Source organism: Psychromonas sp. B3M02, from assembly GCF_003318165.1.
GTDB lineage: Bacteria > Pseudomonadota > Gammaproteobacteria > Enterobacterales > Psychromonadaceae > Psychromonas.
Genome location: NZ_QOCB01000082.1, coordinates 23,237 through 33,446, shown reverse-complemented (window position 1 = coordinate 33,446; position 10,210 = coordinate 23,237). Strand labels below are relative to the sequence as shown.

Here is a 10,210-nt window from a genome sequence, read left to right as displayed (position 1 = left end):
TAATAATACCAATCATAGTAAGTAACTGATCTATTTTACTTGTTAAAACAACTTATTTTTTCGTTGTAAGTTTCGTATAGGGAACAACCATTTACATCAACTTACGCCTCAAACTAAGCCATTTTTCCGGCGCAAAATTTAGATCAGTTATTTAATACAATTGGTATAAGCCATTTTTTCTGCACAAAATTTAGATCGCTTATTTAATGCAATTGGTATAATTCAGGCTGTTAGATAGCCGTTACCTTCCTCTTTTGTACTGACAATATTAAAGCCACTGTGCTTGTTGGGGTGTTTGTCACTCATATTGCCGTTTACAAAGCGGCAATCACTTCCTATACGGCAAGTTAAGAGGAATAATTTGTTTATCATTGCCCTTGGGTGACAGTGCTAACCTCTTAATTAATTATTTTTTGCTAAAAAAGAGGATAATTTCGGTCTTTTTCTACCGCTTTATGAATATTTAACTATTATTAAAGGTATAAATGTCGCTTTTTACTTTTATTTTTAATAATGGCATAAAAAATGCTCTTGTTTAGTTTGTTAGCGATAAGTTTTTTTAAAAATAAAACAGAAAAAACTTAAGTTTTTTATTTTCCTGTCGATAAATTGACGTGGACATTGAATAAATTAGAGGGATTTATGACAAATATTGGCATTAATCAATACAGTACTCATCTTAAGGTTGCAACACCTCAACATGCACAAACTAAAGATGCAGAGGCTGCTAAAGAGTTAAAAGCTGTTACACCAACAGAAAATAACCATGTTGAGTTATCAGCTAAGGCAAAAGAGTTGTCTGCAGCAGAGAGGACAAATGTGCCTGCATCAGAAGAAGAGGGCACAAGTAAAGTTGAGTCTTTTGCTCATGGTATGCTAGGTATGGACCATCCTGAAAAAGACAAGGAAGAAGCGGATGACAGTTATTCTGCTGGTCAATTCTTAAAAGGTGCATTATCAGTGGGAGCTTTATTATTGGCTGTGGTTTAATTCAAGTAACATACAACGCTGATCAATGTGCTGAGAGCAACTCTACAGATGGCTTGCTATATAAGCTTGCTGTAGAGTTGCTTTGTACATTTTTGTAGGAAAATAATGCTTTTTGTTATGTGTTAAGCCTGTCAATTTAATGTCATCTTTATTACTGTTGGTATTTGTAAGTCATGCGGATTAACCTGTTTTTTACATTAATCTTCATTATTCACTCCATTAACAGGTTTAATGTCCTCAATAATTTGCTAACAAAGTATTATACCAATCACACTAAGTAACTGATCTATTTTACTTGTTAAATAACTGAGTCCTTCCTTGCCATTTTCGCCCATAGAACAACTATATAAAGCATTAACCTCTTTTGGTTAATTCTCCGATAGACGATTAACGAAGTTAATCGTCGAAAAGGCTTAAATGAGGCCTTGAATTAATCTATTTTTCCGGCTCAAAATTGAGAGCACTTATTTAATGCAATTGGCATTAAACTAAATCATTTTTCCTGAAACTCGACTTTTTATTTTTAAATTTAATGCTACTGGGGGTTATTTCGCGACTAATAGCGCTGTTTTACTCATTAATATAACTGTTTAAAGTAGTTAGGCTGTTAATCAAAGTATTTTCTCTAGCTTAAACCTAACCAATATATTTCATGTAAATGCACATAAAATCTCCTCTACTTGCTTCAAATTCAATCTGCTTGTTTATTCTCATCAACTTTTATTTTTTCTTTAATGTTTATGGCATGGATTCTGCTTTATCTAAGTATATTCACAGTGATTATTACTTTAAGTTTGTTTATTTACGCTATTAATTTAATAAATGTCATAAAAATGGCGTTAAATATCAAAAAATCGACACAAGCTTTATCAAGTTATCGGCAGCACCAGATACTTCGAAAATTTTGGCTGTATTCATATTAAACACTATTTTATTTTAAGGATTAAAATAATGAAAAAGTCCATCTTAGCGTCTCTCATTGTACCTGCATTAGTTGTTGGGTGTGGCTCAGGCTCTTCTGATTCTAGTGCCCCAACATATCAGTGGCAAGTGCTGCAATTAAAATCTGTTAGTGAAAGTTCACTGGATAGTAAGTGTATTATTTATGCTGATTCAGATTTGAATGATGGTGAAGTGATCACCGCTTATGTCGCTGAAGATGATTATAATATTCTTTATCATAATGCTGATGGTAGCATCGCAGAAACGTATGAAGGAGAGGATATTACTAATGGGTTGTTTACCATTACCAGTACTGATGTACCTGACGATGGCTATGTCACACTTGAAGAAGTGGAAACCATAAGCGGTGGCGATCGAGGTAGCTATATGTTTAGTGTTCAGAAAGATCTGCTTGATGATATGGTATTAAATATTACTCAAGAGCAAGATGGGGCTTGTTATACTGGCAGTGATTATCGAGAGACCGCATCAGGCACTGCGTTAGTAAATGTAAGGGAAGTTAGTGAGAGTACATCGTACTATCAAAGCAGTTATGGCGTTGAATCAGTCTCTGGTAAAACGACTTCTGCAGATATTCCTGTTGATTCACCATACCCAGCGGATCGTGATGTATTAATCACTGCATATGATGATTATGATTCAACTACATTACAATATAGTGCTTTAACAACCTGGAAGTTTATTGATCCTGAAAATCTTTATGAAGATGAAGACGATGCCGGCTATAATATGACATCAACGCTTTCTAGCTTATATTTAACCGACCTTTATTGGTCTAGCACTGACACTGTAGAGTTAGACAGTGACAGCGGTATTATTGCTGTACATGATGATCAAAGTTATTTTTGGCAGCCTATTTATGATGATGTCGAATTATTGACATTAGCCTATGACACTTCAGAGGTTTCGTTATGGAGCGGTTACTTATCGGGGGCAATCAGTGATAATGAGTGGTCATTTACCAGTTTCACTGAATTAGATGACGTGACCTTTTTGGATTTAGCTGCGTTTCCGTCAGTTGATACTTTAGATGATGTGACTGTGAGCAGTACATGTAGTCTTGCAGATGCTTTTTGTATCGATACAAACGGGAGTTACAGTAGTGACGACTTTGATTACCAACGCGTACACTTTCGTTTAGATGAAGAAATAACATCGTCTGCAAGTTATATCTCTTACCAATCTATTTACTCGTTAGCCAATGAAGAGCCAGTAGTATTGGAAAGCAGCTTATTTGGCTATGATGACCCTAATTTATCTCGTGTTGAAATTAATTTGGTGAGTTCTGACGCTGATGAATCAGATGTGATTCAATATTTAATGACAACCAATGTCGATTTAGTTGATTTAGGTGAATACAGCGCGTCTGATTTTGTTGACGATGCTGCTGCAACGGAGTTTTATAGCGACTTAAATGGATTAATTACAACGACGTCTGAAACAGAAGAGCTATATCAAGCAATGTTAGAGAGTAATACCACCACATTAAGTAATGCTTACGAATTATAATAAAGCAGTTTGAGTCCTTTAGCCCTGCCATATAGCAGGGCTTTTTTTATATAAGGTCTATCTTATTTTTCATTTCCATTAACTCGCACTGGAGCAATTTAACTACAACCTAAGCTAGCAGTTAATCCACCCAGTTGACCTTCAACTGAGCTTTCTTTATAGGAAGCTAAAGACGGCATAATATCTAACCCACTTCGAGATTCCACTTCATCAACGGTCACTTCTGTTGTACAAAAATCATCGGCACGAGCGGCACTCTGCTCCATAATAAAAGCGGAAGCTTCTACCCAGCCATTAACATCAGTGATCACTACTTTGAAGTAACCGCTTGGGATGGTATGTGTTTCGTCAGCTTCAGGTAACTCACCAAAGGTCCACTCATATAAGGGGCCACTGACTACGTAAACATCTTGTCCAGCAGAGACCATACTTCTCACTGCACTTTCTAAGTCTACCCAAGGACCTTGGTTTAAAGTGGAAGATTGTGGCGTAATGTTTGATAAGTAATTAAGCATTGCCCAATCATCTGTATTACTAAATGAAGCTAATGGTACTTGGTGACCTCTATCTGTTGATAAAATAGCATTCGCATCCGTGTAGTCACCGGGCTCTAATGTGTCTGCTGAATCAATGTCTGGGTCAGCTTTCCAGTATCGTGAGCGAGATGGGCCATCAATCGTTTCACTGGTTACATTATAAGCAACCCAATCTGCAAATTTTGTATTTGCATTATTGCTTAATGTGTAAATTGAACGTTCGATCTGCTCACCTGAAACACCCGTAGGGCAATCATAAACACAATTGTCTGCGAGGCTCATGCTACTCCATAATGTGGCGATGATCATGGCGGTTGTTTTCATTTTCATGGTATATCCTTATAGATTGTTTTAGTGGAAGAATATTTGTACAGTTAAAAGATGCCATTGCGGTTACATTTATATAAATGTTTAATTAAAAAGGTATAATTTAAATATTCTGCAGGAGATTTAAAGGCTGGTTTGTGTGCTCATTACACTAAATAATTGCTCTGCTTTATTTGTTTAAGTAAGCCGTTATAAAGGTCGTGTTAAGAATGCGACATGCAGTCTACTTAGCGAATAAAAGCGTGGATAACTAGGTTTGGCCGATCTCATCTGATTGTGCCGTGTAATATAATGTAAGGTGACACATTGGAACCTATTGATTGATCAACTGTCTATTGAATTACACGTTAACTTACGCTTTATATTTGGAGTTTTTATGCGATTATTAACTTTAGTAGGGATTCTTGGCTTATCTCTATCACTCACTGGTTGTGGTTTTTTTCATCATCATGGCGGTGGTGGAGGTGGTGGTCAGCAAGGTGGTGGACATAGCCAACAACACGACCGCCATTAACAATACCAATCAGACTAGGATCTATTTCACTTGTTAAAATAACTTATTGTTTTGTTGTAAATTTTGTAAGGTGGAACCCCTCAAAGAATGAATAGGTTTTGGTTAACTATCAGACTGACGGTTAACGAGGTTAATCTTTAAAATGCTATTTATGCCTGATACTAAGTCATTTTTCCTGCGTGAAATTTAGATCGCTTATTTATTATCATTGGTATAGCAAAATAAAAAGGGCGAGTACTCGTTGACTCGTCACTTTTTAACTTACTTTTTTCACCATACTAAGTATTACTTTTTCCTCATTGGGATCAAGAAAAGCTCATTCTGGCCCTAAGCAGGCTGAAAATTTGCTTGCATAATGAATCCACTAAAAAATTAACACTTTTTATAAGCGTTAATATGGACTTGATTATGTAAGGTAATACAACATGAATACAGAGATTCATCCGGCCCTCGTTGGCTCACTTAGTTCTACCGCTCCTTCTGAAGAAGTAATCAACTTCAGCCCTGGTCCAACTTCTCTTCCAAAAGCGGTTGAAGCACAAATTGCAGCTAGTTTTAATCAACCTGGCTTTACATCGCTATCGATATCCCATCGTGCGCCTGAATTTTTGGCTATTTTGGATCACGCAGTCAGTACGGCTCGTGAAGTAATGGAAATACCTGAAGAATATGAAATACTGTTCACGCATGGTGGTGGCCATGGTCAATTTGCAGCGTTACCATTGAATTTATGTGCCGAAGCGTCTGATATTGCGAGTTATGTGGTTAATGGTACTTGGTCTGCACGTGGTCGAGATGAAGCTGATAGATATTGTAATGTTCATACTATCGATGGACGCGATCCAGAAACAGGGAAATTTACTACTTTTCCAGAGTTAACTGAGGCCAATGTTAATGCAGAGAGTAAGTATCTTTATCTTTGTTCTAACGAAACGGTAAACGGCATTGAGTTGCATCGCTTGCCTAAATTACCTGAATCATTAAAACATATTCCATTAGTGGTGGATGCAAGTTCTGATTTCAGCACCAAACCCATTGATTGGCTTGGTTGTAACGTAGGTGTCCTATTTGCTTGTGCATCAAAAAATATCGGTCACCCAGGTTTAACGATGACGGTTGTACGTAAAGATTTATTAGGTAAAGCATCACCGCTTTGTCCGGGGGTCTTTAATTACACGACTAATAGTGAAGCGGGTAATCTTTGGAATACACCAGCTACATTTAATATCGAAGTAGTTGGAATGGTAATGGATTGGTTAGTCAAAGAAGGCGGTGTGCATGAATGTGAACGCCGTTCTATTGCTAAATCAAATGCGTTATATGACGTAATTGATAAGTCCAATGGTTTCTACGCAACACCTGTGACTAATACAAGCTTACGTAGTCGCATGAATGTGCCTTTTAACATTGCTGGTGGTGATGAGGCTTTAACCAATAAGTTTTTAATTGAAAGTTGGGATAAAGGCATGGTGGGTCTTCGCACTCTGACGCCTTTTGGTGTAGGCGACTACCTACGTGCAAGCTTATATAATGGGGTGACCGTTGATGAAACAAAAAGATTAGCTGCATTTATGCACCGTTTCCAAATAGAAAATAGTTAATTTCACCCGTTTTATTTTAGCGGTTATTATATGAATAATATAATAGCCGTTATCATTTAAAGGTTACCTTCATTCCTCTTCACACTCATCTTCTTTTTATGATCAATTTGCCCTGGAATGATCCATTTGATTACTGTTTGTTTTTTTTAAAATAGTTATGACTAACATCACTTATAAATCAAAAAATCTATTTATTTATAGATACAAACGTTATATATTAAGAGTTGATAAAGTAAGTTTACTGTCAATAAAGAATCACTAAGTGATCGTAATTTATTCCAGCTAATATTTTGTGTTAGGTAGAAATTAATGAATTTCTTGCTATTTAGCGTAACCACACTAATTCATAGGTTAATACCAATCATATTAATTAAATGATCTCTTATATTGATCAACCATTAGATTATTTATTTAATATTGTCGGTCTCATTTATTGGGTTAAATTACTTATTTTATTGTTGTTACTTTTTATTCTATCGACAACAAAGTTAGTAAAAAGTTATTTCCCTTCTTAAATGACTCCCTGTCATGAATGTAATTCGAATTGGTCTATACTCAGTTTATTACTCTTTATTTATTTAAGGATTTTGTATTTTATATACTATTGATAACTCAACAAACTTATACTTTTTACCTTTAGCTGTAGATATTAACTTTTATGCTTGATAATAGTAAAACATTGCTAGCGATGCTCACTGTTTATCGAGGCAGTGTCAATATGGTGACAAAGTGTAATGAAGCCTTTACTGAAATGTCTGGGTTCTCTTCGTCTGCGATACAAAACTCGCAATTATCAGAAAAGTTAGTATTAGCAGAGGATGCTAACTATGACAGCTTAGATGACTTATTTAATTGTGCATTACGTTATGAAGATGGTGTTTTCTGTGATGCTAAATTGTTTAATCAATTCCATTATGCAGTCAGTGTAAAGCTGCATTGTGTATATCAAGGTTGTGATATATTCGCTTTGTATTTTAGTGTATCTGAAAATAAGTCAATTGATCCTATCACTAAATTACCAAATGGTTGGGCACTAATTTCACGTGTTAATTATTTGTTGGAAAATAATCGAATAGCACTGAAAAACATGGTGTTATTAGTTTTAGAAGCCGATAACTTTTCTGCTATTAACTTTCGTTACGATTATATGGTTGGTGATCAATATCTGACATTGTTAGGTGAGCGGTTACAGTCTTTATTAAAAAGCTTTGGTTTTGTTATCCGTTTTTCTAATGCTAAATACGCCATTTTAATTGAAGATAATGAAGATTTACCTGAGCCTGTACTCAGGAAGCGTATTGAGCTTATTTGTCAAAATTTATGTTTTGCACTGACTAAACCTATTGTTATTTCAGAGCAGTTAGCTATCAGTAAATCATTTAGTATCGGGGTGAGTTCTCCTGGGTATCAATACCATTGTTACCACTCGATGCAGATCGCCGCCGAAACAGAAAAACAAAAAGCTAAAAAATACAGTATTAATAATTACTTTATTGCCTCACCTGAGCCTAAAGAAGACTTTTTGAGACATAAATTGATCATAGAATCATTGCCGCAAGCTATGTCAGAAGAGATCATCGAAGTTCATTATCAACCTCAATATGATATGAAGACAAAAGTCTTAGTTGGTTTAGAAGCGCTCTCGCGTTGGACAGATGCTACTCTTGGGATTATTCGTCCTGATATTTTTATAGCGATTACTGAAGATATTGGCTTACATTTTGAGTTTGATCTATGGGTGTTTGAAAAGGTCTGTAAACAGGCCACATTATGGCAAAAACAAGGCCTTAATGTTCCTAGAATTGCGATTAATATCTCCTTTAAAACAATGGAAATGACAACTTTTATCGAACGAATTCGAGATATATTATTAGTGACTAGTTGTCCTACCCATTTTATTGAGTTAGAAGTAACAGAAACAGCCTCCATTAATAACTCTAAAATGCTTTCTGAGAATATGTTACAAGTAAAAGCATTAGGTATGCATATTGCTGTTGATGACTTTGGCACAGGTTACTCATCATTGAGTTTGATACGTACCTTCCATAAAAGCATTGATAAATTAAAGCTAGACAGAAGCTTAGTCGATAAGGTTTGCCATACTGAGTTAGATAAAAACTTTATTAAGCATATTATTGAATTAGGAAAAATATTAGATGTAAGCGTATTAGCTGAAGGCGTAGAAACAAAGCAGCAGTTAGATTTATTAATTGAATTAGGCTGTGATTATGCTCAAGGTTATTACTTCTCAAAAGCATTACCTTTGACCGAGGTCATTGACTTAATTGAACATGATACGAGTCTCGTATAGTTTAACAATATATAGATATTTATCTGATAATTAATTGTTTCTAAAACGTAAAAGATCCATGGACTTGTGTTGCTCATTGACTATTAATGCAGTAACCTAACTAAGTTAATTAGTTTTAGTGATAATCCATTTAAGAGGTTGTTACTAGTTACTTTTTTGTTTCACTAGACTGTTATGACAAATAACAGTGATTACTGTAAGGAAATAAAATGACAGAGATTGATATTGGTATTAGTAAAGAAAACCGTTCAGAAATATCTGAAGGTCTAAAGTGTCTTTTAGCAGACTCTTATACTTTATACTTACAAACACATAACTTTCATTGGAATGTAACTGGTCCACAGTTTCGTGAATTGCATTTAATGTTTGAAGAGCACTACACAGAGCTTGCAGTTGCAGTTGATGATATTGCAGAGCGTATCAGAACGTTAGGTGATGCAGCACCAGGTACTTACAAAGAGTTCGCAAGACTTAGCTCTATCGAAGAAGTTGAAGGTGTACCAAGTGCATCTGATATGGTTTCTTTATTGACTAAAGCACATGAACAAGTTGTTAAAACGTCTCGTAAAGTATTAAAAGTTGCACAAGAAGCTGACGATGAGTCTACAGCATCTTTAGTATCTGACCGTATGCGTATCCATGAGAAAACGGCTTGGATGTTAAGAGCGACTAAAGCGCTATAATTTAGTCTGCCTAGACAAATAATAAGCGTGTGGTCGTCATGATCACACGCTTTTTTACTTTAAAAAGTATGCCTATGATATCAAAACTGCCTCGTTGGGTTGAATCTGGTGCATTTATACTTGCGTTAATCGCAGGATTTATCAATTCAATTGGCCTGTTAGGCTTCCAACATCAAGCTATTTCTCACCTTTCTGGTACTGCAACGCAATTCGGTACAGGGTTGATCACAGCCTCTTTTTCAAGCAGCTTACACCTTTTATTGATTCTCATTAGTTTTGTTATTGGTTCCATTATTTCAGGCTACTACCTAAAAGGTGGCTCATTAAAATTAGGGCGAAGGTATAGCGGGTTATTATATCTAGAAGCGGTGTTGCTATTAGCCGCTATTTTCTATTTATCAGATCAAGGTGGATTAACAGGTCATTATTTTGCTTCTGCTGCCTGTGGTTTACAAAATGCTTTAGCGACGACTTATAGCGGGGCTGTAGTTCGAACAACCCATATGACAGGGATTTTTACTGACATTGGCATTATGGTCGGCGCTAAATTGCGTGGTGAAGCTTTTGATAAACGAAAGTTACTTCTTTTTTTATTGATTATTACAGGGTTCATTAGTGGTGGGGCATTGGGCGCTTATTTTTTCGAGGTATTTTACTTTCAAGCATTATTTATTCCAGTGGTTATTTGTACGTTATTAGCCTTCTCATACTCAATGTATAGCATGAAAATGAATCGATAAATGAGATACTATGCTTGGCATCGCTTCATTAAATAA

The 10,210-nt window shown here is 35.6% G+C and carries 8 protein-coding genes; 7 read left to right on the top strand and 1 reads right to left on the bottom strand.

Translation table 11 applies throughout. From position 1 onward, the window contains the following. The first annotated feature begins 642 nt into the window (after positions 1-642). Both DS885_RS09385 and DS885_RS09380 read left to right on the top strand, forming a co-directional pair. Entirely contained in the window at positions 643-990 is a 348-nt protein-coding gene (locus tag DS885_RS09385; RefSeq protein WP_113819178.1) for a hypothetical protein, read from the top strand. A 951-nt stretch (positions 991-1,941) separates the two neighbouring features. Beyond that, positions 1,942-3,462, top strand: a complete 1,521-nt coding sequence (locus tag DS885_RS09380) for a hypothetical protein (protein ID WP_113819177.1) — start codon at positions 1,942-1,944, stop codon at positions 3,460-3,462. A gap of 98 nt (positions 3,463-3,560) precedes the next feature. Here the strand turns inward: DS885_RS09380 and DS885_RS09375 are convergent, their stop codons facing one another. Further along, positions 3,561-4,322: a DNA/RNA non-specific endonuclease gene (locus DS885_RS09375; protein WP_113819180.1), complete on the bottom strand. Its 762-nt coding sequence runs from the start codon at positions 4,320-4,322 to the stop codon at positions 3,561-3,563. 379 nt (positions 4,323-4,701) lie between these two features. Here DS885_RS09375 and DS885_RS17525 point away from each other — a divergent pair, with 379 nt between their 5' ends. From DS885_RS17525 to DS885_RS09355, 5 genes are all read left to right on the top strand, one after another. Continuing rightward, the gene (locus tag DS885_RS17525) at positions 4,702-4,839 is read left to right on the top strand and encodes a hypothetical protein (protein WP_181817745.1); all 138 of its coding nucleotides are present in this window, start codon (positions 4,702-4,704) and stop codon (positions 4,837-4,839) included. A gap of 425 nt (positions 4,840-5,264) precedes the next feature. Then, positions 5,265-6,440 (top strand): 3-phosphoserine/phosphohydroxythreonine transaminase, encoded by a 1,176-nt coding sequence (gene serC, locus DS885_RS09370; RefSeq protein WP_113819176.1) that lies wholly within the window; start codon positions 5,265-5,267, stop codon positions 6,438-6,440. 658 nt (positions 6,441-7,098) lie between these two features. Beyond that, a complete protein-coding gene (locus DS885_RS09365) occupies positions 7,099-8,751 on the top strand; it encodes a putative bifunctional diguanylate cyclase/phosphodiesterase (RefSeq protein ID WP_113819175.1) in 1,653 nt (550 codons plus the stop codon). Between the two features lie 209 nt (positions 8,752-8,960). Beyond that, positions 8,961-9,434 carry a Dps family protein gene (locus tag DS885_RS09360; RefSeq protein WP_113819174.1) on the top strand — a complete coding sequence of 158 codons (474 nt, stop codon included), beginning with the start codon at positions 8,961-8,963 and terminating at the stop codon, positions 9,432-9,434. Positions 9,435-9,508: 74 nt separating this feature from the next. Continuing rightward, positions 9,509-10,174, top strand: coding sequence for a YoaK family protein (locus DS885_RS09355; protein WP_113819179.1), 666 nt, complete (start codon positions 9,509-9,511; stop codon positions 10,172-10,174). The last annotated feature ends 36 nt before the right edge of the window (positions 10,175-10,210 follow it).

Coding starts and splice junctions, on each gene's coding strand:
- DS885_RS09360 (WP_113819174.1), top strand. CDS start 8,961: ATGACAGAGATTGATATTGGTATTAGTAAAGAAAACCGTTCAGAAATA.
- DS885_RS09365 (WP_113819175.1), top strand. CDS start 7,099: ATGCTTGATAATAGTAAAACATTGCTAGCGATGCTCACTGTTTATCGA.
- DS885_RS17525 (WP_181817745.1), top strand. CDS start 4,702: ATGCGATTATTAACTTTAGTAGGGATTCTTGGCTTATCTCTATCACTC.
- serC (WP_113819176.1), top strand. CDS start 5,265: ATGAATACAGAGATTCATCCGGCCCTCGTTGGCTCACTTAGTTCTACC.
- DS885_RS09375 (WP_113819180.1), bottom strand. CDS start 4,322: ATGAAAACAACCGCCATGATCATCGCCACATTATGGAGTAGCATGAGC.
- DS885_RS09355 (WP_113819179.1), top strand. CDS start 9,509: ATGATATCAAAACTGCCTCGTTGGGTTGAATCTGGTGCATTTATACTT.
- DS885_RS09380 (WP_113819177.1), top strand. CDS start 1,942: ATGAAAAAGTCCATCTTAGCGTCTCTCATTGTACCTGCATTAGTTGTT.
- DS885_RS09385 (WP_113819178.1), top strand. CDS start 643: ATGACAAATATTGGCATTAATCAATACAGTACTCATCTTAAGGTTGCA.